Genomic DNA, 25705 nt, shown 5'->3' with positions numbered 1-25705 from the left:
AGATTTATTTAGCTTTTTTTATAAAATGCAAACATTAGCTATTCAAAGCTACTTTTACCAAAATTTTTTACTACTTCTTTCTGCATGTTCGGTAAAACAAGGTGGGTTATGTTGCTACTATAAGAAACGTAGGTATTCTTTTCTAAACTCATCCTTTTAATTTCTAGCCACTGAACGAGATAGTCTTTTAAAGTAAGCTTAGACGGCTCCACAAAAGTCCCTTTATTTAACTTCGTAATCTTTTTCGCCACATTTTTTTCGGCTTCTTTTTTTGTCTTATAACCAGAAAAACACTAAGTACTTATTTCCTCTTTTTCGAATATGTCCTTTCACTTAAAACACTCCTTCATTTTGTTTTGAATCATGTTGTATAAGTCTAGTTGTAATTTTGCTACTTTGAAAATTGCATAGTTGGACATATGAGCGATGGATATATTTTACCATATTTAGATTGTTATTAAGGAATAAAAAAGAGCCATAGGGCCTCTTTTTTGCTGTATTCATGAAAATAAAATTAAAAGCGTTTGATAAATAGTTGCAATAGTACATGTGATTGTATTTTAAAAAATAAATAAAAGCGTTATTTTTTATAGAAAAATAGGTGACTCAGCAATTGTGTCAGCCGAGTCACCTAGTACTATTGATCCAGGTAATTTTCTTTTTCTATATGTAGTTATAGTGAGCTCTTAGAGGCTAACCCCAAATTGCAGTTAAAGGACAAAGAAATTTATTTTAGAAAGTATTAGATTTTACTATGTTAATGCTACAACAGCAAGAGTTAAGCCCAACGTATTTAATGTATTAGAATATGGTCCTACATTAACAGTAAGAGTACTTGTTATACCTGGAGGTGTAGTGAAAATTGCGGGTGCTGATACAGAAGTGAATCCTGCAGTATATCCTAGAGAAGTACCTGAGCCAATGATTGGATTATTATTCAGATACATAGTTATACCTGCCGAATTACCTCCTGGTTGAATAATAACTTGCACTTCATAGATTGCCAAATAAGTTCTTCCACCTTCAAGTAAAACAGTTGTTGGTGGTGTGAATGAGATTGCCGTACCATTAGAATTTACCACGGTATCTAGTGGAATCGCAGAGTTTACAGAAACTATGGATGGGGTAGTTTGAACAACATTTAAACTGTTAGCCGTGGGAGATGGACAAGAACAAGGTTTGTGAATGTTAGAGTTGTTATCATTTTGGTAATTCACAAATAATCAAGCTCCTTTGCGTAAGATAATTTTTTATCTTATATAAAACGTAGCCTTTTTGTATCTGAGTTATTTTTAATAAGTTTTTAAAGATAAGTCTAATATTGTTGGTCAGTCGACTTTTGAAATTATTTGAAACTCTGGGATTTCAAAGTGCATCTGATAAATATATATGAACGTTTTTTAAGGACATTACTGTAAGTTAGGAAACATAATAAAATAACCCGCTATTTAAAAGAGGTTATTCCCACAAGGTGTGCAAGAAATTCAAGGTAACTGGACTAGAGAAACTGTTTATGGTATGTAAAACGTGATACATTGCAATATATTAAAAGAGCACTTTTAAAAGTGCTCTCTGACCAAAATTAATATTGAAAAAGGATACCCAAGATACTATATGTATGTTTTTTAGATATGTGTAAAGTTAAAACAAAGTCTTTCTTTTACACAACAAAGCAGCCAGCTTAATTAGCTAACTGCTTGTTGTACAAAAGAAAATTAGGCCCTACAAGTAAATGATATGTAACTTTAAGTTACAACTATATTATAAGCAGAATTAAACATGTTATGCGGTAGTAAAAATAAGCTTAATCAAACTTTCATTTTGTATTAAGTTGGAATATAAAAAGAGCACTTAGTAAAGTGCTCTCGTGACGAGTCTCATTTTATAACGACTATTTTATAAAGAAAGGAACTCAGGATATTATATGTGCACCAGTCAATTGAGTACCTTGTACAAATAAAGAGCAGCTAACAAAAGTTAACTGCTCAAGTAGATACAACTTGGGTAAGAAGCAAGTTGTATTGTGAGTAGTATTGTTAGAATATCGAATTTTATCCGTTTAATAAAAAAAGCAGCTAGCAAAAGCTAGCTACTTAGCCCCAGAGAAGGGAGAGGAGCGATCAATTAGGTCTAAGTTTGGAATAAGGTTTTTAGATTTTAAGACCTAACCTAAGTATAGTATGGATTTAATTTGAGTTATTATGCATATAAATGGTTCCTCTTAAAAGAATGATCAACAAAAAAGCAGCTAGCAAAAGCTAACTGCTCGGTTCATGGAATGTGGTTTGAAAAATTGGGTTGTCTATAGTATTGAAGGAATATTGAGTTTTATTAAAGTAATTACGTTATATGTTTGATGATATAGTCTTTTATTAGTAAAAAAGCTACAAGGAGAAACATTACGTCAATCGAGAACCAAAATATACCTTTTTGAGTTTTTTAAACTCTGATATTATGGAAAACATTAAAAATAAGGCAACGACTATTACAATACAGCTTTTAATTATATCAGGCATTTATAGTACTCCTAACATCTAATCATTCTTATTATATAGCTATTTCCAATATTTAGGAATTTAAAAAGTGTTTTATGAAAATTCAAACAAAATAATCCTTTTGAAATTATAAGTATAATTCACATTTGAGCAGTTTTTTGAATGTAATAGGGTATTAAATTAATGAAAACGCCCTAAAATGGACAGTAATCTGTTTCATACGAAGGAGTGAGAGGATTGACTAATTTAAAGAAGAAGAAATTAAAAAAAGCAATTTCTCGTCGCGCAAAGGCTATACAAAAATATGAGAAAGACAGATTAGATAAAGCATGGATGAATCTTTTCATGTAGTCAAGTATCATAAAATCAATTCAGTCCGGCTAGAAAACTAGAGGACACCAATTCATTAAAGCAGCAATTAAAGCTGTTTTAGGAATAGGTGTCCTTTTTATTTTGAAAAGGAAGATGGGGAAATGAAAGTGTTAAAGGATCAGCTACGTGAATGGAAAAAGCAATCGAATCAAGCGAAAAAAACTAAGAAAAAACGAAAAGAGAAATTAAGTACTCGTGACATTGAAGATTTAATGGGGATGCATAGACCTTGTTACGAGCGTAGACGTGGAGCATTAAGACAAAAGTAATCTAAAAATAAAAAGGAGTGGTCTTACATGACTAAACAATTATCTTTCTTACCAAAAATTGATAGAACAGCGACACAAGAGGAATTAGAAGGTGTGTTGGAAAGTGTACGTATACATAGACAATTTGGGATGATGCGTAAAGAAATGAAAGTCACTCCTTCTTATGGAATACGTGAGCACGGTCCTACACATACAGTTGGTAAGCCGTTAGAAGATGTTGCTATAGCAAATATTCAACAGAGTAAACGAGAAGAGTGGCTTGAGAAAATGTCATTACGTAGTGATCAGTTTTTAAATCGATTAGGGAACAGACGTGCAGAAAGCATTCAAAGAGATATTATTTATAAACGGTATTTAGATAGAAGTAGAGGACGTATGTGATTACATGGTTTATAACGAAATAGGGATGTCAGAGCGTACTTATCGACGTCGGAAGTCTAAAGCGTTTTATAAGCTTGTTTTGCACTTGGATTAGAAGTTTACGAGACAGAAGAAAAGGGAGGTAATGAATAATGAATTTTGTTCGATCGATACGTGATCCGGAGCAAATACAACAGATTAAAGAATATCTGAAGGAAAACAATGAACGTAATAATATTTTGTAAGAAATCATTTTGGAGTTATCTATTTAGTAAATAAATTAAAATTTTATTATGAATAATGATAGATTATGATAATTAGAATTATATGAAATATAATTTTTATTATATTTTTATCTGTTGGTGTATATAAGTTGTTCTTATTCTTCTTGGATTTCAAATGAAATTTCTTTAGCTGCTTCTAAAGCTATTTTTTTAGCTTCTGCTTTAAAATCGGCTGCTGCTAAAACGTATCCACATCGATGTCCCATTGATGTAGGTGGTTTTAAGGTAGTTCCTTTTTTAGGCTTTATAAAAACTTTCTCTACACCAGGATATTTAGAACTACGGTTTTTTCCTGTAACTCGAATTAGTTTTCCTGTAGATTTAACTGTTAGGTAATGAGCGTACACATATTTATAATGTTTTTTTATTAGTGAAGGTTTATTTCCTAACATTAACCGAATAGTCTCTCGCACTAAGTTAATTCCATGTCCAATTTCAATTATGTCATTCATTGCTCCGCCTGATATTCTGGGATTTATCTCAATTAATTTCCAAACATTATCTATTCTCCGGAGTTCTAGATGACACGCTCCATTTTTCATATTAAAAGCCTGAATAACAGAATTAATTGCATTGAAAAGACTATTATATAGTCTTTTTTCTACCCTTCCTAGTAAAGAATAACCAGTAACAATAAAGCGTTCAAAAAATGTAATTTCTTGTTCAATTACTGCTATAATATGGACTTTTCCATCTTGAACTAAAATTTCAACTAAGTACTGAGGTCCATCTATATATTCTTCAAGTAAAATCTCTTCATTAGGTAGTTTTTTTAAAAGACTTTGTATAGATAAAATTAATTGCTCTTTATTTTTTACTAATAATACATCTTTTGATCCTGTTGATTTAGGGGATTTCACAATAAGAGGGAAATTTATCTTATTATTATTTTGTAAAAAAGATGATAATGATTCTGTTGGTTTGTAAATTGAATAGTTGAGTGAGATTGGTAAATCTTTAAGTACATTACGAGTTAATATTTTGTTTTCCATATGATGGATAGCTTTAGTAGATACAATATTTGAGCAAAATTTTTCTGATAAACGTGCAGCCACATAAACATAAGGGTCAATAAAACTAAAAATCCCTTTTATGTTTTTTCCTGATTTATTTAATTTTCCAATTGTTGTAATTATATTATCATAGTCATTTATATCAGTTAAAATCATCTGATGTACATCAGGGAATATAGTGCGTTCATTAATAAATTTTGTTTTTTTAGTTAATAAAACAGTAAAGAAATTAAGTTTTTCAGCTGCTTTGATGGCTTCCCTACTTGATCCGGATTTATTTGTTTCAATGAAAACAATAGTATCCATTTTATGTCACCTTAACCTTTATCATTTATCATTTTATAAAACCTCAGGTTTATTATTTCTATAGGTAGAATATTAAAATGAGGTTAAGCTTGTTCCGGATTTTTGAAAAATGGTTGAATGAGGGAGAACATGAATATATATATAATGAATTTGATATTTGTTTTGAAAAAGATTTTTAGAAAGAAGGGAAGAAGAACTAACATGACTATAATTGGTATGCTTCATCATCGGAAAGATCCGAATGACGTAAAGAAAGCATATACTTACGCTGCTGTAGCTAAAGCTGAAGGTGTGGACTTTTTTTATTTCACCTTAGGGAAAGTAAATTTAGAAACGAAGAAGATTTTAGGTAAAACTTATGAAAATGGTAAATGGATTGAAAAAGAATTTTCTTTTCCAGATGTTATTTATAATGCAAGTGTTCATATTAGTGATAAAACTCAGCAAATCTATGATTATCTGCATGACAAAGTTCCTTTTACAAGTCATTCAATTGGAGATAAATTAAGTGTATATAACAGAATAAATAGAGCAAAAAAATTTAAGCAATATCTTATTCCTTTTTATGAATTAAATGATGTTAATAAGTTTTTTGACTTGATTAATCATTATGAAAAAATTATTATTAAACCTATTTCTGGACATCAAGGTAGTGGTATTGTTTTCATTGAAAAAAATGGAATAGATTACAGTATGAATGAGTCAGAACAAATTTCAACTATTAATGAAAAACAATTACGGAGCTTTATATTGGATAAGATTCAAGAGCAAGGATACATAGTTCAGCAGTTTATCTCATGTCAAATGAAATCTGGTCATGTTTATGATTTTCGATTGCATGTTCAAAGAAATGGGGAAGGTAGGTGGGTTGTTACTTCTATATTTCCAAGAATAGGTCCATTAGGAAGTATTGTATCAAATATGGCTAAGGGTGGTTATAGTACTTATTTAGATGTTTTTTTAAAATCGGAGTTTGATAACGATTGGTATAATATTAAAAGGTATTTAGAACGATTCGCAGTAACTTTTTCTAACCATTTTAATTCTTTATTTAGGGATGTATTATTTGATGAGTTAGGAATTGACGTAGGGATTGATAAAGACCAAAAATTGTGGTTATTTGAGGTGAATTGGAGACCAGGGGTACCTAATATATTTAATCTGGAATTAGATGTAGCTAGAAATTTAATTCACTACGCTAGATATTTGGCTGATAGATCTAAATAAGAAAAGGAAAGTAGAAAAATAAAATGAAACCTTTATATACCAATATTTCTACTAATCTCTCTTTCTATATTTCGTATAAGATTATTCTCTATGCATCCCGGAATTTTGGCGGATGTTGGACTGTCGTCAAGTCGACGTACCTCATACGAGCAAAATACCGGAATCTGATAATACATCCTTCATTGTGGGCGGGGGCACATATTTATAAAAAAATACGCTTGTCCAATCCATTATCATTCCCCAGTCATTTAATATTAAAAAGGGGGGATAACATGGAAAACAATGAAGAAATCACGTTCCGATTTGTAAAAAAAGATGGAGAAGAAATTAATTTAGGAAATCTTGCTGGTAAACGAAAAATTGTCATTGTCATTAATAATCAGATTACATTTGCACCAAATACAACACAAATTGCCAGTGGAGCCGGACAAAATAGTGCAGCAGGAAGTAATGCAGCAATCGATTCATCGAATACCCGACAGCAACAAACGGTGGGCGCTGGAGGCGAAGCCGTAAATAAGGGAATTAGTGGGGACCAGATTGAGTCACATAAAATGAAAAAAGAAACTTCGAATGAAGAGGAAGAATTTGTAATTGTCATCAATAATCAAATTAATAAAACCCGTAAGGAACAGGCTAGTGCTACTCAAGTGGCAAGTGGTGGTGGAGATGACAGTGCAGCTGGAACCAACGCTGCTATCGAAAGTTCTAATACTAAACAGCAACATGCAGTGGGAGGAGGAACGGATAGTTCGGCAGTAAATGCAGGCGAAGAAGGCGACCAAATAGAAAAATGCGAATAAAAAAAGAAGCTGTAGTTATTTTACAGCTTCTTTTTTTATTAAGGAAATCCAAGTTTTAGATAAGAGATGAACAAGATTATTGCTTCATAGTTACCCATGTTTATCGTACTGTGTAACTCAAAAAGGTAAGTATTATGAAACAATGAATTATACATGATAATAGTATAAACTCTATATTTCTTTTAATAATTTAGGGTTATATCTTTTCTGCATTAGACGCTTTTAACCACGCTTCATAGAATTCTATAACTGATGCATACCGTTCTGCTCGATTGGCATTTACAGCGCGATACGCTACCTCATATAATTCCTTACTTGCTTCCCATTTTATAAAAGAACGATCTTTTTCACCGCCTAAAAGTGAGAAAGCCATTGCTCCCATATTAAATACATTTGTTCTTTCATCAATTGTTGCGTTTAGTTCAAATTCCTCTGGTGACATAAAACGGGAGGAACCCCATAGCCGGCCCATTCTATTTATGTAAGGTTTCTTACTGTATAAATCTATATCACAAATTTTTGTTTCGTTTGTATTAAAATTATATAAAATACTACCGTCATAAAAATCTATTGCTACATAGTTTTTCTTTTCTACATAACTATGGAAAGAAAAAATGGAATGTAAGGAATGAATTCGTTCTATAGCAGATAAATGCCTAAATTTATAAAATGGTGAGTTTGGATTTTTATATTTTTCAGGAGGTGGGAAACTCCAATGCGAATGAAGACATTCACCATCAAACCAATCGAAAATTAATACATATCCAGATTGGACTGGAAAATGATTAATTAGTCTTATGAGCGATTCATGCTTTAAATCTTCATAGATAGTAACTGAATTTTTTAGCCTTTTAATAGCATCACCCGTTGTTCCTTCATATGTAATTGTTTGTGCTCCTGCGTATTTGATAAATTTCTTATGCCCATCTTTTTCTACACCAAAACTTATATTCCCTGAATCTTGCTGGTCAAAAACTGCAAATACGGTCCCTAATTTAATAAGCCAATCAAAATTATGATATTCTTTTAATTGGAATGTTACGTTATTTAACTGAATTTCGACTGAATTATCTTTCATAGATTACCTCACATTTAATATAATTAAGTTGTACATTCCACTATTCGACATATTTTATGGAAATCCTATGCTAACAACATAAAATTTTATAAATATAATGATAAATACTTATAGAGAGGTGAGTACAATGGACCAACAAATTGTTATTAAACCGTATCAAAAAGACTGGGTTGAAGAGTATATAAAAGAAGAAGAGAAATTCTGTTCCTTGTTAGGACAAGAAATAATCGCTGTTGAACATATAGGGAGCACAGCAGTAGAAGGATTAGGAGCTAAACCTCTTATTGATATGATGATTGGCGTAACAGACTTACAAATTACTGAAAACTGGATTGAAGTTCTATCGGAAATTGGATATGAGTTTGTCCCAAAAGAAGCAACGAATTGGCGTTTTTTTAGAAAGGGAAAATGGAGGGCAGGTACTCATCATTTGCATGTTTATATTTATAATAGTGACGAGTGGAGAAACAATATTTTATTTCGCGACTTTCTAATATGCCATAAATGGGCACGTAAAGAATATAGAGAATTAAAAGAGAGGCTTGCTATTACATATGCTTTTGATCGTGTTTCATATACAAAGGCAAAAGCGCCGTTTATTCAAAACATAATAAAGTTAGCTGAAAAAAATCAATAATAGTTGCCAGTGATATTGAAATTCTCATTTTATTTTAATCTTTCTCTCATTTTATTTTCTTTTTTATTTGATAGACTGCTTGTTACAAAGCCTTTATTAGTAAGGAGATTAAATAAAATGGAGAAGATATTAAGAAATAAATATTTTCGTGTGTGTGTTAAAATTGTGGGCATTACTATTATTATTTGTAGTGTATTGATGCTATTTATTAATGTTATATACGGCAATGTTTTGAATGTAAAATGGTTAAATAAAAAATTAGGCTCTTTTGGTGAATATGGGGCTATTATCGCTGCTTCATTATGGTTTTTACGCCATATATGGGTGTTTTTAAAGAAGAAAAATATACAAGGATTTAAAAAAGTTAAAGAAGTGTATCTATTTGCAAAAAAGTTTCATGTATTAATTGGATACGCTATAATAGCTGTTGCAATTACTCATGGTGTTTACTTTTTTATAAAAGGGAGTCCTCATATTTTACTCATATACAGTGGCATATTTTCTCTATTAGCCTTAATCGCACTAGGGATTGTTGGGTTTTATTTACAGAAAATAAATAAGAAAGAAAAATTTATGATGTATAGAAAAGTGCATCAAATCATTGTAATTATATTTGGAATAGGATTATTTATTCATTTAATTGTCTAGGAGGAACTACCGTTGCAACACATTTTAATTATTGAGGATGAGGAAAGTTTAGCAGATTTTCTAGAATTAGAACTAAAATATGAAGGGTATAAAGTAGATATACAACTAGATGGAAGAAAAGGGTTAAGCGCAGCACTTGAAAAGAATTACGATCTCATTTTGCTTGATTTAATGCTGCCTGGATTAAATGGACTAGAGGTATGTCGTCGACTAAGAGCGACTAAAAATACACCTATTATTATGCTGACTGCTCGTGATAGTATTATGGACCGTGTGACAGGTTTAGATAGTGGAGCGGATGATTATCTTCCGAAACCATTTGCAATTGAAGAACTGTTAGCACGTATGAGAGTGATATTTAGAAGAGAAGAACATATTGAAAACAAGCAGGTTTCATTTCTTACATTCAAAGATTTGCAGCTTCAGATTGAATCTCGAACTATAACTAAAGGAAATGAAGAAATTGAACTTACAAATAAAGAATTCGAGTTATTGCTTATGTTTATGAAAAATATTAATCGCGTACTTACTCGTGATGTTTTACTGGACCAAGTATGGGGATATGATGCAATTGTTGAGACAAATATCGTTGATGTATATGTTCGTTATTTGCGAAACAAGTTACATAGTGTAGATAAGGAGGAGTATATCCAAACAGTCCGTGGTGCGGGATATATAATGAAATGATAAAAAATATTATGTTTCGAATTCGAAATCTACCTATAAAGTGGAAACTAACACTTTGGTCCACTACACTAGTATTTATTTTGTTCATCTTATATAGTGCTTTGCAGTTTATTGTAATTAATAAGTGGACTATAGATTATGAACAGAAACAAATAAATAGGCAAGTGACGGAAATAGCGGCATATTTCCAAGATAAAAATGATACTCTTTCGAGTAAAACATTTGAAAACAGTAAAGATTTTCTAAACAATATGATTGATAAGCATCAAATGATTCGTATTATTGACATGGATGGGGGGCCGATTATTACTGTTTCACGAGATTTTAATGAAACGTGGATAAAGCCGAAACAGGTTATAAAAGATGAGTCATTTATAAAAAGGCATTTAGAAGATCGAATATTAGTTAAGCGCATACCAATTAAAACGAAAGAGTTTACTGGCACTATTGAACTTACGAAAAACCTAGAGACATTTGATTATTTATTAAAAGTTATTTTAGTGGTAATGCTTATTGCTGGAATATTTGGATTGATATTTAGTTTTTTAGGTGGGATTCTTATAACGAAGAAACTATTATCAAGTGTTCAAAATATAACAGATACGATGAAACGTATTAAAAAGAATGGACTAAATGAACGGGTTCCAGTACGAGAAAATAATGATGAGCTTGCAAAATTATCATTTCTCTTTAACGAGATGATGGATGAAGTAGAAACTTCTTTTGCACAACAGAAACAGTTTGTCGAAGACGCATCTCATGAACTAAGAACACCGTTAACAATTATTCATGGTCACTTAGCGATGTTAAACCGATGGGGGAAAAATGACCCAGCAGTATTAGATAAATCTCTTCAATCTAGTTTAAAGGAAGTAGATCGTTTAAATAAATTAGTTTCAGAATTGCTAGAACTATCAAGAGCTGAATCTGAACAATTGCATCCAATAGCAGCTGAGCCAGTCCATGTAAATAGCGTATTAAAACATGTTACACAAAACTTTATAGTAATTCAAAGTGATTTTCAATTTGATATGAAATTCGGGGATGACGAGGCTTATGTTTCAATACCATCATCTTACTTAGAACAAATTATTATTATCATAATGGATAATGCAGTTAAGTATACAAAAGAGGTTAATAAATATATTTGCATAGAATCCAGTTTACAATCAGGGAAAGTTACAATTCGTGTAATAGATCATGGAACGGGAATACCTGAAACCGATTTACCATTTGTTCTTAATCGGTTTTACCGAGTTGACAAAGCGAGAAGTCGAAAACAAGGTGGAAATGGACTAGGTTTGTCTATTGCAAAACGAATTGTAGAAAAATATAACGGAGCTATTAAAATAGAGAGTAAAGAAAATGAAGAAACAATCGTTACGATTACATTACCATGTATAATAAAATAAGCCTTCAAAGAAGGGGTGCGTTTTGCATTCCTTCTTTTTTTACGATCAAATCATTTTGTTTATTTCGAAATTTCTAGTACATTAAAATTATTAAGGGGGAATAATAATGAAAGCTATCGTACATCAATATAAAACTGGGTTTGACGGTGTAGAATATAAAATATCACCTGAGAGAGCACTTAATGATGGGGAAGTTAAAGTGAAATTAAAATCAGCAGGCTTAAATCATCGGGATTTATTTATTATGAATAATAGAAAAGAAATGCAATTACCTTTAATCTTAGGATCAGATGGTGCAGGTATTGTTACGGAAATTGGAAACGGTGTTTCTGATAACATATTACATACAGAAGTTATTATTAATCCTAGTATTGGATGGGAACATGCTACTGAAGTACCGGAGTTACCGGAAGTGCTAGGTGGGCCGAAAGATGGAACGTTTGCTGAATATGTAATTGTACCAGTTGAAAATGTTGTAGAAAAGCCGTCATATCTTACTTGGGAAGAATCAGGTGTTTTATCTTTATCCGCATTAACTGCATATAGAGCGCTTTTTACTAAAGGTAGATTGAAGCGCGGCGAACACGTTTTAATTCCGGGAATAGGCGGTGGTGTTGCTACATTTGCCATGTTATTCGCGAAAGCAATTGGCGCAAAAGTGAGTGTTACTTCAAGGGTAGAGAATAAAATGGAACTTGCTGCAAAATATGGTGCAGATATTTCTTTTCATAGTGCCGGAAATTGGGAAGAGAGCTTACAAGGTGAAAAAGTAGATTTAATAATAGATAGTATAGGTCCAGCAACTTTTTTGAAATATTTTGATGTATTAAAACCAAACGGAAGAATCGTGAATTTTGGTGCAAGCTCAGGAGATAAAATTGAATTACCATTACGCGCGCTATTTTACAATCAAATTGATATTATGGGAACATCCATGGGTAGCCGTGAGGAATTTAATGAGATGATAAAGTTTATAGAAAAACATCAAATTAAACCAATTATTGATAAAGTTTACTCGTTAGAAGAAGCAATTCGAGCACTAAGCCGTATGGAACATGGAGAACAATTCGGAAATATTGTACTTCAAATGAATTAAAAAATATGATTTGGCAATTAGTATATTTAAATGAACATGTTATGTATTCCAAACATGAAAAAAATACGAACCGCCTTATTATAAAGGTTTACCGGCTTTATACATAAATAGCGTATAAAATTTGTTTTATAATTGTCAAATGAGTAATAGTAAAATGAGAATTAGATGAAAAAAGTTTAAGCCCATTTTCATAATGGTATTGTATACTGTGTAAATCAAGAACACTTGTAAGTAGGGAGAGAGTATTATGAATTACACAGTATTTCAGTGGTTTAATAATTTTGCTGATTCATCCAAACTATTAGATACAATAATGGTTGCAATTACAAATAGCGCTGCATACGTAGCCATTTTATTTATGCTTATCTTATGGTTTAATAATGGAAAGAAAGAGAATGCAATTAGAAAACAATATACAGTTTTATATACGACGCTTTCGGTTATTATTGCATTAGTAGTAAATGTTCTTATACACGCAGTATATTACCATCCGCGTCCGTTCGTATCACATGATGTACACCAATTAGTACCACACGCAGCAGATTCATCATTCGTTAGTGATCATTCTGTACTTGTATTTTCAATTGCCTTTGTATTTATTCTTAGAGGAGAAAAACTGAAATATATCGCGCTCTTATGGGCAGTGTTAGTCGGTATATCACGTATGTATGTAGGTGTTCATTATCCTTTAGATATACTTGGTGCAGCTTTCATAACACTTGTTACGAGCGGTTTAGTAATGCAAAGTACACGTATGTTTGAACCAATAGCGAAATTCGTATTCAAAATGTATGCATTAGTAGCGAAACGAATTCCTTTCTTAGCAAAATATAACCATATCGCATAATTTTCTTATAAAAAGTTCCCCTTTGGAAATCCAGAGGGGAACTTTTTATAGTAAATAAGAAAAGAGTTTAGAGTGCTATGCAATCAAGTTTTGGTGAAGTTAATATTCAGAAATTTCACGCACCGTATTTTAATGAAATAAAACAAAAACAAAAAATAACAATAGTTAGTTTCGTATTGTTTTAAAGGAATTAAAAAGAAAACTTCGAAACATATAGTATCGTAAACAAAAACTACAAATTATAAAACGCATCTTCGTACGAATCCATTCCAAAAGAGAGGAGATAAGTATGCAAAAACTTCAAACTAATAAAGGCGCTCGATATATGATGATTGCTTTTATTGTTTTGTTTCTTATTATGATTTTGCGTATAGTCTATATTCAGGCAGTAGGAGTCGTGCATAATGTAAATGTAAAGGATCTAGCGGATGAACAACATAATAAAAAAGGTATTTTAGAAGCGAATCGTGGTACTATCTATGACCAAACCGGAAAGGTGTTAGTACAAGATTCTACAACATATCGAGTTGTTGTTAATTTAAAAGGAAAAGATAAAGTGAAAAATAAAGATGAAACCGCACAACAATTAGCCGATGCGCTTGAAATTGATAAAGAAGAAGTATTAAAAAACTTTCATGAAGGGCGTACGCAAGTTGAAATTGGGAAAATTGGTCGGAACTTATCTAGGGAAAAGAAGGAAAAAATTAATGATTTAAAAATACCAGGTGTATCTTTTATGTCGGAAAAAGCAAGAGTGTATCCGAATGAAGACTTTGCATCCTATATACTTGGTTTTGCTAGACCAGATGATAAAGGGAATACGGAAGGGAAGTTTGGGCTTGAAAAGAGTTTGGATAAATATTTGCGCTCGACAAACGGGAATATAGAATATGTGGGTACACGAAGGGGGATTCCGCTTACAAATGATATAGGTAAAGTAGAACCTGCTAAAAATGGGAATAATGTGTATTTAACGCTTGATAAACAAATTAATAGCTTTTTAGAAGAAGCGATGAACAAAGCACAAGAGCATTATGATCCTTCTATGTTAATTGGCATTATTGCTGATCCAAAAACAGGAAAGGTTTTAGCGATGGCTAGTAAACCTAGTTACAATCCTAATGTAGGTGATATCGAATACTTTTTAAATGATCCGATTGCAAATGCATATGAACCAGGTTCAACTATGAAAGTTTTTACGTTAGCAGCTGCCATTAATGAAGGTGTATATAACGGAAAAGAATATTTTCAATCTGGAAAATATTCCGTTGGTTCCTCTGATATAAAAGATCATAATAGTGGATTTGGATGGGGATCAATTACATTTGATGAAGGTTTTGAAAGATCATCAAACGTAGCTTTTTCTATTTTAGAAGATCAGTTACTGAAACCAAATAAATTTAAGCAATATATGAATAAATTTGGATTCAATCAAAAAACAGGAATAGATTTACCTGGAGAAAGTAAAAATACTTTATTATTAAATACGCAAATTCAACAGGTTACAACTTCTTTCGGTCAAGGTTCTACAGTAACTCCGATTCAATTAATCCAAGCGGCTACTGCTATAGCAAATGACGGGAAAATGATGCAACCATATATCGTTGATAAAGTTGTAAATCCAACAAACAAAGAAGTTATTATGGAAAATCAACCGAAAGAAATTGGGAATCCGATAAAAAAAGTAACAGCGGACAAGGTTAGAAGCTTAATGGAGCGTGTTATAACATCTTCAAAAGGAACTGGTACAATGTATAAAGTGGATGGTTATCCAATTGGAGGTAAGACAGGAACAGCACAAATCCCGAATCCTGAAAACGGCCGATATATGGAAGGGAAAGAGAATTACATTTTCTCCTTTTTAGGAATGGCTCCAATTGATGATCCGGAGTTAATCGTATACTTAGCTATTAAGCAGCCAAAGTTAAAAGGAGATGAGTATGGAGCTCAGCCTCTTGCTGAAATATTTAAACCTGTTATAAAAAACAGCCTTGAATATTTAAAGGTGAAACCGTATACCGAAAAACAAATAGCTGATGCAGCGAAACAATCTCAATTAAAAGTACAAAATTATGTAAATCAATCGATGGGTACAGCAGAGAAAAGTGTAGAAAAAGAGAAGCTACAGCCGGTGATTTTAGGAGAAGGAAAAATAATAAAACAATATCCACAGTCTGGCGAGGTAATGAGTGAAGGTGATCGTATATTTTTATTAGGGAATAACGCACAAATGCCAAATGTAAAAGGTTGGTCCATGCGTGATGTTATGTATTTCTCTAAGCTTTTGAAATTAGATTTGAAAACTTCTGGTACAGGTTATGTAACGAGCCAAAGTATTGAAAAAGGACAAGATTTACATGAAGGAGATACACTAGAACTAGAATTAGAACCGCCGTTACAACCGTTAACAGAGGCGAATACGAATTAATTCAGGTATTTGGAAGGAGCTAGATGCAAATGGCTTTTTCTTTAGAGCTGTAAGTAATTTCACGCACCGTAATTTTCAGAAAAAACAATAAATAAAATACTTAACAGTTACTAAAACAAAAAAACTTACATATATTGAAATTAGAACGATTGTTCAATTTTTGTATTAAACGATGGAAGGAGTCTACATTGAATAAAAGACGATATGATAGTGATTTAGCCAAAGAAATAATAGGAGAAAAAGCGATAGAGTTATTTTCCTTAAAAGGGTATACAAGAACCTCCATTGATAACATTGCTAAAGCCTCTGGTTATAGTAAAGGACATATATATTATCATTATAAAAATAAAGAAGAATTATTTGTTTATTTAGCTAAAGACAGTATGAAAAACTGGCATGATAAATGGAAAATGGCAGAAAAAAAGTATACAAACGCAACTGAAAAATTATATGGAATGGCTAAATTTGTACTTTATAATTACAAAACGCCGTTATTAAGAGCGGGGCAAGAACTTGCCTCTGATCCGAGCACGAATCCTTCTACAGTTCAACAACTTTATGGTTTAGCTGTTGTCCCTTTAAAGGTATATCAACAAATTTTAGATGAAGGTATAAAAAGTGGTGAGTTTTATATGAAAAATGTTGAGGGTTCATGCCTTTTATTAGGTGCATGGCTAGGTGGATTATGTCAATTCATTCATTCAATTGAAATGGAGAAATTAGAAGTTTTATTTGAAGAAGCTATTAAAATTTTTTTACTCTCTATTTCAAACAAATATATGTAGCGTGACAAGCGAATTAGAACGATTGTTCAAATCCTTACACTCGTCCGTTTTCATTATATGTATAAACAACAGGAGGTTATTTATATGGATGAGCAAAGAGTCGCAATTATAACTGGCGGCGCTTCTGGTATTGGTAAAGCTTTAGCCATTCAATTAGCAAATAAAGATATATTTGTAATTATCGCTGATATTAATGAAGCCTGTGGCCAGAACCTTGTGAATAATATAAAAAATAATAATCAACTAGCTAGGTTCGAATATTTAGATGTTACTAACGCTGGATCCATAGAAGAACTTATTATAAAAATAGTTAATGAGTTTGGTAGAATTGATTATATGTTTAATAATGCAGGAATTGCTATGTATGGAGAAGTATACGATATGTCTTTGGATGATTGGAAACATATTATTGAAATAAATTTATTAGGAGTAATTTACGGGACACAATTGGCTTACCAATTCATGAAAAAACAAGGATTTGGTCATATCATTAATACTGCTTCTGCAACTGGTTTAGGACCAGCTCCCCTTTGTACCGCGTATGCAACAACCAAACATGCTATCGTAGGTTTAACAACTTCATTACATTATGAGGCGGAAGAATACGGTGTAAATGTAAGTGTGCTTTGTCCAACTTTTGTAGATACACCCATATTTGAAAAATCAATTGCAATTAATATGAATAAGAATCAAATTATAAAACAACTAAAAACAAATAAGCCAATTTCAGCTGACAAGTTTGCTGAAATTGCACTGAAAGCTATTCATAAAAATAAATTAGTAATTTGTCCAATGCCATTAAAAAAAACGATGGACGTATTCTTTACTTTATTTCCTTATCTTCATAAAAAGCTAATGCGTTTCGTATGTCGAATTGGTCGTAAAGCAAAAATGACGAAAATATAAATATCTGATTATTTTTTATTTACAGTTAAATAGATATGTGATAATATGGAAAAAATTAAATGCAGTGAAGAGAAGAGTAAATAAAATGAATTTTTCACAGAGAGCTCCATTTAGCTGAAAAGGAGTAAAAATTCTTTATTGAACCAAGCCTCTGAGCAGCGCATCGGAACCTATTATTAGGGGATGGTGTGACGGGAGCTCCCGTTATAGAGCTATGGTATAAGCATGAGTTAGAATGCAGTACCTGATAAGGTTAATATGGTGACATATTAACAAACTAGGGTGGCACCGCGATGATAAATCTCGTCCCTAAGATTAAAAGTCTTGGGGGTGGGATTTTTTTATTGTTTTAAAACAATTTTGAAAGCGGGGGCCAAAAATGAAAAATTTACTTAAAGATTGGAAATATCCTTTATTACTATTGTCCGGAGTTGGTATTGCGAATTTAGGGGCATGGATTTACTTAATAGCACTGAATGTACTTGTCTATAATATGGGTGGCTCAGCCTTAGCTGTTGCTACTTTATATGTAATAAAACCATTAGCCACTTTATTTACAAACGCTTGGTCTGGGAGTATGATTGATCGTTTAAATAAACGGAAATTAATGATTCACCTCGATATATATCGTGCGTTATTTATCGCTATTTTACCTTTACTTCCGTCACTTTGGATTGTTTATGTATTCGTATTCTTTATAAGTATGGCCAGTGCAATTTATGAGCCAACTGCTATGACGTATATGACGAAATTAATTCCAGTAGAGCAAAGACAACGTTTCAACTCATTACGTACTTTAATAGGATCTGGTGCATCATTAATTGGACCAGCAGTAGCGGGGGGATTATTAATTGCAGGTACACCAGAGTTTGCTATATATATGAATGCTATAGCATTTCTCTTATCAGGATTCATTACATTACTTTTACCGAATCTTGATAAGAAAGAAGATTCGGATACAACTAGTAATACATTATCACTTACAGTATTAAAAAAAGATTGGAACACTGTTATAAATTTTAGTAGAAAACATGTGTATGTCGTATGTGTGTATTTCTTATTTCAAAGTATGTTCGTATTAGCAACTGCTACTGATTCACTTGAACTATCGTTTGCGAAAGAGGTATTACTACTAACAGATAGTGAATACGGTTTTCTAGTTAGTATAGCTGGTGCAGGATTTATTTTAGGTGCCATAACAAATACAATTTTATCAAAGAAATTAGCACCTTCATTTCTAATTGGAATAGGATCACTATTCATCGCAATTGGTTATTTAATTTATGCTTTTTCAAATGTATTTTTAATAGCTGCTATTGGATTCTTTATTTTATCTTTCTCTATGGCATATGCAAATACAGGATTTTATACATTTTACCAAAATAACGTTCCCGTTCATATAATGGGACGGATCGGGAGCATATATGGACTTGTTATTGCGTTAGTAACAATCTTTATTACAATACTATCTGGTGTTGCGACTCAGTTCATTTCTATACAACTTGTAGTTATTGTAGGGTCATTAATAATGTTATTTATTACTATCGTCTTGTGTGTGTTTACTTTATTCCCATCACAATCTAAGTTGTATTCTACTGAGTCAATAAAGTGAAATTTTAATCAGGGGAGCATCCCCCACTGATTATCAGCCCTCACCAATCGGGCTTTTACGGGCAGCAGGGTCCCCACTTAACTTCTTTGCTTTCGCTGAATTTTGAGATGGGGGTCCTACTGCCCACAAATAGCGGAGTACATTCGAAATGAACTTTGTGTTCTCATTAACAATTTATCGTATTTAATAAGAGGGTTCTTTCCTCTTTATATGGAAAAATTAATAAGAAGAAAGAACAATACCGAAAGATAAGGGTGGTTGTCGTGATAAAAACAAAAGATGAAATTGATAAAATTGTAAAAGAAATACAAAAGAAAATAGATTTCTCTGGAGTAGTTTTAGTAAAAAAAGAAAAAGATTTAGTCTATGAAACAGCATTGGGTTACGCAAACCAAAGTGAATGTATAAACAATACGATACAAACAAGATTTGGCATTGCCTCAGGATGTAAAATCTTCACTGCAATTGGCATCTGTCAACTTGTTGAAAAAGGTGTTATTTCTTTTCATACAAAATTAAAAGATTGTCTAGAGATAAAATTTCCAAACTTCGATGAAGATATTACAATACATCAACTACTAACGCATAGTGCTGGTATACCAGATTATTTTGATGAAAGTATTATGGATAACTTCGAAGACCTTTGGAAACAAACACCTATGTATCTATTAAAGAGCGTAAAAGACTTTTTACCATTATTTCAAAACAATAATATGATGTTTGCACCTGGAAATAAGTTTCACTACAACAACGCAGGTTTTATTATACTTGGATTAATAATAGAAGAACAGACGGGACTTAAATTCACGGAGTATATAGAAACAAACATTTTTAATTCGATTGGTATGAATGATTCTGGCTATTTTTCGTTAGATAGATTACCAAGACATACAGCTCTAGGATATATAAAGGACGAAACCAACCAAAATTGGAGAACAAACGTCTACTCTATACCAATAAAAGGAGGAGCTGATGGAGGTGCATATGTTACTGCACCAGACATGTTGAAATTTTGGGCGGCACTATTTAATAATGAAATTTTAGGAAAGGAATATACAAAGTTACTTTTAACTCCCCACATTCATGTAAATGATAAACAGTCTTACGGATATGGAATATGGATTGAAACACGAGAAAACAAGGTATTCAAATATCATGTAATGGGATATGATCCAGGCGTCAGTTTTCGCTCGGCCATATATCCAGAATTAGGAATCACTTTAGTTATTCCATCGAATAAAGGGGCAGGACCCGAAAAATTAATGACAGAAATAGAAAGAGCTTTTTAATTATATGGATATAAAAGAAGAGATACGAAAATAATTTAAACGGGTTCATGCTTGTTTCTGTTTTGAAAAATATTTTAGTTAACGAGGAACCCTATATTCATTTAATAAGGGTTTTTTGTAATTCTGCACAATTACATATAAATATATGGATTTTTAAATAAAAAAACATTACTATATAGTTGTAAATTTTAATTATTACTTCATATGAAAGGATGTGTTAACAATTTGTATATGATCAACGGTAGTTTGTTTATTATTTTAGGGGTTATTTGTTATTTAATTGTACGTGGAATATTAATTGGTACCAAAAATAAAAAATATGTGATTTGGTGGAAAGAACTAGTAAGTTTTTTATTCGTGGTCTACATTTGTATGGTTGTTGCAGTAACTTTATTCCCTTTACCAATCGGTTTTCCTTCTAATATTGAAAATCTGAATCGCTCGGTCAATATAATACCATTTGCATCAATTATTAAAGATATCAATCAAATTGGTAGTGCTTATGATGGAGATGCCCTATTTATGATTGGTCTAATTGTAAGAAATGTAGGCGGGAATATTTTATTATTAATGCCTTTAGGATTTTTAGCACCTATCCTATGGGATAAATATAAGAAATTCAAAAATACAATTTTATTAGGATTTTCTATATCAGCTAGTATTGAATTGCTACAATTAATTGAGTCGTTATTTAGTGGAGTGGGACGTATTACTGATATTGATGATGTGATCTGTAATGTTCTAGGTTCTATTTTTGGATATTGTATTTATAATATCTTTTTAAAAGCCATTAATAAATTTAACATTCGAGTGTTGGGTAAAACTAATTCTAAAGGTATGGAATTAGTTGATAAATAGGAGTTTAAACGAGTTATTAAAGGCGTACGAGTAAAAAGTACGTCTTTTTATTTTTATAAATAATGCTTAAGGCTGATGAGAAGGGGAGAATATAAGCTTTAAAGATAAACAAGTTTATAGGAGGATTCTAAATGGATATTTTACTTGTTGTTCTTATTATTGTTTTGATGCAAAGTAAAGAACGAAAAGTGAAAATAAACCGTATTTGGCTCATTTCGGCTTTGTTGTGGTTTGTAACAATCCAGTCCATTATTCATATGGGACAAATAACATCCCTTGTTTAACATTGCTAAGAACGGTAATACTAATTAACATTGAACTTTTACAACAAGGGATGATAATATGATATACATTTACACAGATTTTGGTGGAACACATACTACCTCACTAGCTGCAGCGTATCATTTAAATAAACTACCAACGGATCGTAAGTTAACGAAAGAAGAAATTTTGAATGTAGATTACTTTAATAAATTGAAAACAGAAGATATGGGAAAAATTATTTTTCATGGAATCGATGAACATGGTCATCCTGTATATACGATTGGATGTGGCGCATCAAAAGTTGTTGTACCAGCGATGAAGCATTTAGGAGAAATCTTGCAAAAACATTATCAAAGCCATGAAAAGATTATATTTTCTAATACATCACCAACAGTGCCTTTACCGATGACTTTCGGTGGGCTGTTTTCTAGAAGGTTCCATATTGATTTTATTGGCGTACCGTTACTCGTATGGGGAGCAAAAATTTGCTGTGATAATATACAAAGGCTTGTTAGTTATACAAAAGAAGCTGGACGATTAACGAATGATTATGTAGTAATTTTAGATAATGAAACTTTTAAATAGTATATGATAAGAAGAAAATCGAGCAAATTCCTTGATTTTCTTTTTTATTTGTGAAATAGACAAGAAATAGTCACATTTAATATGCATCTACTATAGCCAAAACAATAAAGTCCTGTTACTATTACAGGGATATTCTCTTTTCATAACATAAATATATAGAAAAATTAGAAAAGAGGAATTGAATTAAGGGAGGAACAACATGAATCGTGTTGCTTGGATTACTGATAGTACAACTGCGAGTTTTAAAACAGAAGGAGATAACTTTGTTATCCCAATTGAAGTTATTATTGATGGTGTGTCGTACAAAGATTGTGAAGAAGGTGTGCGTGAGCGCGTTTATAATGCTTTGAACGAAGGTAAAACTGTCACTACATCACAGCCTAACATAGGGGAAATGGTAGAGTTATTTTCGAAATGCAAAGAAGAATATGAAGAAGGATTTGCAGTTGCTATTAGCGGAAAAGTAAGTGGAACCTATCAAAATATGAAGTTAGCTGCAGAAATGGCAGGTTTTCCATTAACGGTATTAGACAGTGAAACAACAAGTTATCCAATGGATGAACTAATTAGAAAAGCGAAATCGTTATACAATGATGGTATGACTTTACAAGATATACACAAAACATTAGTAGAGGAAAAAAGAAGACCTTTCCACGTATTCCCGAAAAGTTTAAAAGGCCTTTATGCAAGTGGGCGTGTAAAGGGAGTTCAATTTTTACTTGGAAGTTTATTAAGTGTCAACTTAATATTAGAAGTAAAAGGTGGAGAGCTTTTACTTGAAAAGAAAGTTCGTAAAATCCAAAAATGTCGAGAATATATTAAAAATGAACTTGAAAAAGAATTACCAAAAGTACTTCACATGTTCCATGCTAACGATAAAGCTGGAGCTGAAGAATGGATTGCAGATATTAGACAAGCATTCCCTGAAATGGATTTCAAATTATATCCATTACCAATTTCATTTGCGGTTCATGCAGGTGAAGGTACAATTGCAATTAGTTATTAAAGTAAAACCCGTGAATAGTTCACGGGTTTTTTATTTATAAATGGTGCACGCCATCATCAAGTTGAATTTTTATAGCACTCTAGAACGAAATTTGTGTTAACTTGAAACAAAAATCTTATTTTATCGTTTTGGGGAGCAACCACAATTCCTGGACTTGATTTGAGATTAAAAATATAAACCTTTTCCTACTGGCTGAACAGTTTCTAGTACAATATCAACCATTTCTTCATTAAGTAGGGTCCTTATAATCCAGGCTGAGAGTTCTTGAGCAGCAAAACAACCCGCAGCAGTCGAGATATTTCCTTCGTTTACGAAACTTTGCTCAATAACGTCTACATCAAATTGTTTTAGCTGTTCTACTGCGGATGGATATGTTGTAGCTTTTTTACCAGTTAGTAATTTTTTAGCTCCTAATAGTAGTGAACCAGAGCACATAGATCCTATTAATTGTCTTTGAGGATCTACATGAATGCTATTAATATATTGTTGGTTTTTATATAAATCCTTTACACCTTTACCACTTGCAAATATTACAGCGTCGGCAAAAGGGATATCAGATATGCTTCCTGTCATGGGAATACGCAAGCCAGACATAGATATATGAGTTTCTTCCGTTCCTAAAAGCTGTACATCCCAATCAGAAAGACCACCGACTAAACGTACACGATTTAATAAATCCCATGGTAGAAAAACATCTATATCAGTAAAGTTATCGAAGCAGACTATTGCAATTTTCATTTTCTAACCCTCCACTTATATATATCATTTTATTTATAATATAAACATCTCCTTTTTATGTTCTATATCAAGTTATAAATCCCTGTATATTACACGTATATGAAGGGGGTGTAGTGATTTTTTAATTCCTCTAAACATAAAAAGATATAAAATCATTTTCTTGGTTTCTATCGATTTTTTGTACAAAACCAAGACCTGTAGCAACAACTCGTATGGTATTGGGGATGAGGATTTTTAAAATTCTCAGGGAAATAGGTGTAATTTATCACACATACAAATAGAAATAAAAACGTCATCCTTTCTTATAAACTCACAGATAGAAACACGTTTTTCGCTTTTAGGGGGCATTATTTCAGTAGTTTACTAATCTATATATAATATGATTTTTATAATTTCCGTAAAATAATTTTGACGTATTTATTTTTTCAATATAAAATAATATTCATCCATCCAAATTTAACCAATAGTATATAAAAGATATATCTTTAGTTTCAAGGGGAAAGGTTAATATAAAAGTAAGGAAACTAGTTACGCTTGCAGTACCATTTATGCTATTATACGTGTCAGTTCAATTAACCAGAATTCTTCAAGGCAATTTCAGCAACTGAACGAAATCAGAATGGATATTATTTTTGAAGAAAAAGTTTAAGGAACAATTGATGAGTTATACCGAAAATCGGAAATTTATAATAGAAAATAAGTTTCATATAGAGGTGAAATTATATGCCTAAAATTGACAATATGTTAGCAATTCTTTGGATGCTTCGTTCAGGTGAAAAAATTACTGCGAAACAAATTTCAGAAAAGTTAGAGATGAATATAAGGACTGTGTATCGTTATATTGATACAATTTCAACTAGTGGAGTACCTATAATTTCAGAACCAGGACATAACGGCGGATACACTTTATTGAACAATTTTATTGAAGCCCCTCTTTTTTTTGATTTTGAGGAGCAAACTTCACTATTTCATGCTGCTGTTTTTGCAGAAGAAGCCGGGTATTATGGAGGTGAAGCATTAAATAGGGCCATTTCAAAACTAAGTAAATACTCAAATCAAGAGCAGGAAACAAAGATAAATCAACATTTAACTAGTCTTGAAGTAATAAGTCGATTAAGTCCGCTCTCTATAGAAACTTTTTTGAAGGAGTTGGAGCAGGCCGTAGCTGACGGGTACTCAGTAAAAATTCTTTACCATAAAAATGGTGAAAAGAAATTAAATTATAGATTGGTCGATCCATACAGAATTATCTATTGGAATAATAAATGGTATGTGATTGGATTTTGTCATCTTAGGAATGATATCCGTAGTTTTAGAGTAGATCGAATTGAAAGTTTAATGTTAACGGAAAATAAGTTTAACCGGCCAGAAAATTTTTCGGCACGGGACTTTTTTATAAAAAGTCTTCTTCCAACTATAGAAGATAAGAAAGATATTATTTCTTTGGTTATTAATGGGGATAAAAATGTATTAGCTGATATTTGCCAACATTGGTTTTTAGGACATTATTTACAAGAACGGACTTCAAATCAAGCTGTTTTTCTTCTTGAAAAAGATATGATACATACCTATGTACCTTATTTACTTTTACCGTACAATAAATCTATTAAAGTTATTGAGCCAATAAGTCTTAAGAAAAGACTTATTGAAGTTCTGTCGGAATTAATAAAATTTCATCAAGTATGATAACTTCCCTGACG

The 25705-nt window shown here is 31.8% G+C and carries 24 protein-coding genes, 3 pseudogenes and 1 other annotated feature; of the genes and pseudogenes, 22 read left to right on the top strand and 5 right to left on the bottom strand.

Annotated features, from left to right (window positions below):
• Positions 1-83 precede the first annotated feature (83 nt).
• Together ACTFP3_RS21220 and ACTFP3_RS21215 are read right to left on the bottom strand one after the other, a co-directional pair.
• Positions 84-333, bottom strand: a pseudogene (locus ACTFP3_RS21220) (site-specific integrase); the annotation flags it as partial.
• Between the two features lie 419 nt (positions 334-752).
• Positions 753-1217, bottom strand: a complete 465-nt coding sequence (locus ACTFP3_RS21215; RefSeq protein ID WP_001109242.1) for a hypothetical protein — start codon at positions 1215-1217, stop codon at positions 753-755.
• A 1515-nt stretch (positions 1218-2732) separates the two neighbouring features.
• On the opposite strand from ACTFP3_RS21215, the gene ACTFP3_RS21210 reads away from it, so the two are divergent.
• The 4 genes and pseudogenes from ACTFP3_RS21210 to ACTFP3_RS21195 all read left to right on the top strand — a co-directional run.
• Positions 2733-2846, top strand: coding sequence for a DUF3983 domain-containing protein (locus ACTFP3_RS21210; RefSeq protein WP_140159149.1), 114 nt, complete (start codon positions 2733-2735; stop codon positions 2844-2846).
• Positions 2847-2968: 122 nt separating this feature from the next.
• A complete protein-coding gene (locus ACTFP3_RS21205) occupies positions 2969-3136 on the top strand; it encodes a hypothetical protein (protein WP_086388172.1) in 168 nt (55 codons plus the stop codon).
• Positions 3137-3163: 27 nt separating this feature from the next.
• Positions 3164-3649, top strand: a pseudogene (locus tag ACTFP3_RS21200) (ArpU family phage packaging/lysis transcriptional regulator).
• A pseudogene (locus ACTFP3_RS21195) lies at positions 3649-3738 on the top strand (site-specific integrase); the annotation flags it as partial. The pseudogenes ACTFP3_RS21200 and ACTFP3_RS21195, both read left to right, overlap by 1 nt.
• 137 nt (positions 3739-3875) lie before the next feature.
• On the opposite strand, the gene ACTFP3_RS21190 reads toward ACTFP3_RS21195, so the two are convergent.
• Positions 3876-5099: an ATP-grasp domain-containing protein gene (locus tag ACTFP3_RS21190; protein ID WP_086388173.1), complete on the bottom strand. Its 1224-nt coding sequence runs from the start codon at positions 5097-5099 to the stop codon at positions 3876-3878.
• A 129-nt stretch (positions 5100-5228) separates the two neighbouring features.
• Between ACTFP3_RS21190 and ACTFP3_RS21185 the strand changes: the two genes are divergently transcribed.
• Positions 5229-6326, top strand: coding sequence for a YheC/YheD family endospore coat-associated protein (locus ACTFP3_RS21185; RefSeq protein WP_440011150.1), 1098 nt, complete (start codon positions 5229-5231; stop codon positions 6324-6326).
• Positions 6327-6598: 272 nt separating this feature from the next.
• Positions 6599-7129, top strand: a complete 531-nt coding sequence (locus ACTFP3_RS21180) for a hypothetical protein (protein WP_086388175.1) — start codon at positions 6599-6601, stop codon at positions 7127-7129.
• A 196-nt stretch (positions 7130-7325) separates the two neighbouring features.
• Here ACTFP3_RS21180 and ACTFP3_RS21175 read toward each other — a convergent pair whose 3' ends face one another.
• Positions 7326-8207, bottom strand: a complete 882-nt coding sequence (locus tag ACTFP3_RS21175; RefSeq protein ID WP_440011149.1) for a protein kinase domain-containing protein — start codon at positions 8205-8207, stop codon at positions 7326-7328.
• A 127-nt stretch (positions 8208-8334) separates the two neighbouring features.
• On the opposite strand from ACTFP3_RS21175, the gene ACTFP3_RS21170 reads away from it, so the two are divergent.
• From ACTFP3_RS21170 to ACTFP3_RS21100, 15 genes are all read left to right on the top strand, one after another.
• Complete coding sequence (locus ACTFP3_RS21170; protein ID WP_078993696.1) at positions 8335-8844, top strand: GrpB family protein; 510 nt, start codon at positions 8335-8337, stop codon at positions 8842-8844.
• Positions 8845-8961: 117 nt separating this feature from the next.
• Positions 8962-9492 (top strand): hypothetical protein, encoded by a 531-nt coding sequence (locus ACTFP3_RS21165; protein ID WP_440011148.1) that lies wholly within the window; start codon positions 8962-8964, stop codon positions 9490-9492.
• A gap of 12 nt (positions 9493-9504) precedes the next feature.
• Positions 9505-10179, top strand: coding sequence for a response regulator transcription factor (locus tag ACTFP3_RS21160; protein ID WP_001163828.1), 675 nt, complete (start codon positions 9505-9507; stop codon positions 10177-10179).
• Complete coding sequence (locus ACTFP3_RS21155) at positions 10176-11591, top strand: HAMP domain-containing sensor histidine kinase (RefSeq protein ID WP_440011147.1); 1416 nt, start codon at positions 10176-10178, stop codon at positions 11589-11591. Before ACTFP3_RS21160 ends, ACTFP3_RS21155 begins: the two co-directional genes overlap by 4 nt.
• A 106-nt stretch (positions 11592-11697) precedes the next feature.
• A complete protein-coding gene (locus ACTFP3_RS21150; RefSeq protein WP_000644550.1) occupies positions 11698-12687 on the top strand; it encodes a zinc-binding dehydrogenase in 990 nt (329 codons plus the stop codon).
• A gap of 247 nt (positions 12688-12934) precedes the next feature.
• Positions 12935-13534 (top strand): undecaprenyl-diphosphatase, encoded by a 600-nt coding sequence (locus ACTFP3_RS21145; protein ID WP_440011144.1) that lies wholly within the window; start codon positions 12935-12937, stop codon positions 13532-13534.
• 289 nt (positions 13535-13823) lie between these two features.
• Positions 13824-15962, top strand: a complete 2139-nt coding sequence (locus tag ACTFP3_RS21140; protein WP_440011143.1) for a penicillin-binding protein — start codon at positions 13824-13826, stop codon at positions 15960-15962.
• Positions 15963-16150: 188 nt separating this feature from the next.
• Positions 16151-16747, top strand: coding sequence for a TetR family transcriptional regulator C-terminal domain-containing protein (locus tag ACTFP3_RS21135; RefSeq protein WP_098286901.1), 597 nt, complete (start codon positions 16151-16153; stop codon positions 16745-16747).
• A gap of 84 nt (positions 16748-16831) precedes the next feature.
• Positions 16832-17653: an SDR family NAD(P)-dependent oxidoreductase gene (locus ACTFP3_RS21130; protein WP_098286900.1), complete on the top strand. Its 822-nt coding sequence runs from the start codon at positions 16832-16834 to the stop codon at positions 17651-17653.
• A gap of 55 nt (positions 17654-17708) precedes the next feature.
• Positions 17709-17967: a binding site (T-box leader), on the top strand.
• Positions 17968-18032: 65 nt separating this feature from the next.
• Complete coding sequence (locus ACTFP3_RS21125; RefSeq protein WP_000793348.1) at positions 18033-19265, top strand: MFS transporter; 1233 nt, start codon at positions 18033-18035, stop codon at positions 19263-19265.
• Between the two features lie 263 nt (positions 19266-19528).
• The gene (locus tag ACTFP3_RS21120) at positions 19529-20554 is read left to right on the top strand and encodes a serine hydrolase domain-containing protein (RefSeq protein WP_006929662.1); all 1026 of its coding nucleotides are present in this window, start codon (positions 19529-19531) and stop codon (positions 20552-20554) included.
• A gap of 225 nt (positions 20555-20779) precedes the next feature.
• Complete coding sequence (locus ACTFP3_RS21115; protein WP_000281844.1) at positions 20780-21412, top strand: VanZ family protein; 633 nt, start codon at positions 20780-20782, stop codon at positions 21410-21412.
• A 131-nt stretch (positions 21413-21543) separates the two neighbouring features.
• The gene (locus tag ACTFP3_RS21110) at positions 21544-21696 is read left to right on the top strand and encodes a hypothetical protein (protein WP_006929664.1); all 153 of its coding nucleotides are present in this window, start codon (positions 21544-21546) and stop codon (positions 21694-21696) included.
• 58 nt (positions 21697-21754) lie between these two features.
• Positions 21755-22261: a DUF3189 family protein gene (locus tag ACTFP3_RS21105; RefSeq protein ID WP_000639421.1), complete on the top strand. Its 507-nt coding sequence runs from the start codon at positions 21755-21757 to the stop codon at positions 22259-22261.
• A 199-nt stretch (positions 22262-22460) separates the two neighbouring features.
• On the top strand, positions 22461-23267 hold the full coding sequence (locus ACTFP3_RS21100; RefSeq protein WP_001082413.1) for a DegV family protein: 807 nt from the start codon (positions 22461-22463) through the stop codon (positions 23265-23267).
• Between the two features lie 165 nt (positions 23268-23432).
• Here ACTFP3_RS21100 and ACTFP3_RS21095 read toward each other — a convergent pair whose 3' ends face one another.
• The gene (locus ACTFP3_RS21095; RefSeq protein WP_000684456.1) at positions 23433-24005 is read right to left on the bottom strand and encodes a DJ-1/PfpI family protein; all 573 of its coding nucleotides are present in this window, start codon (positions 24003-24005) and stop codon (positions 23433-23435) included.
• Positions 24006-24728: 723 nt separating this feature from the next.
• Here ACTFP3_RS21095 and ACTFP3_RS21090 point away from each other — a divergent pair.
• A complete protein-coding gene (locus ACTFP3_RS21090; RefSeq protein ID WP_001124128.1) occupies positions 24729-25691 on the top strand; it encodes a helix-turn-helix transcriptional regulator in 963 nt (320 codons plus the stop codon).
• The last annotated feature ends 14 nt before the right edge of the window (positions 25692-25705 follow it).

This window comes from Bacillus cereus group sp. MYBK5-2, from assembly GCF_051915685.1.
Classification (GTDB): domain Bacteria; phylum Bacillota; class Bacilli; order Bacillales; family Bacillaceae_G; genus Bacillus_A; species Bacillus_A cereus.
The sequence above is the reverse complement of the archived record's forward strand: the minus strand, read 5'-3'. Positions and strand labels throughout refer to the sequence as shown.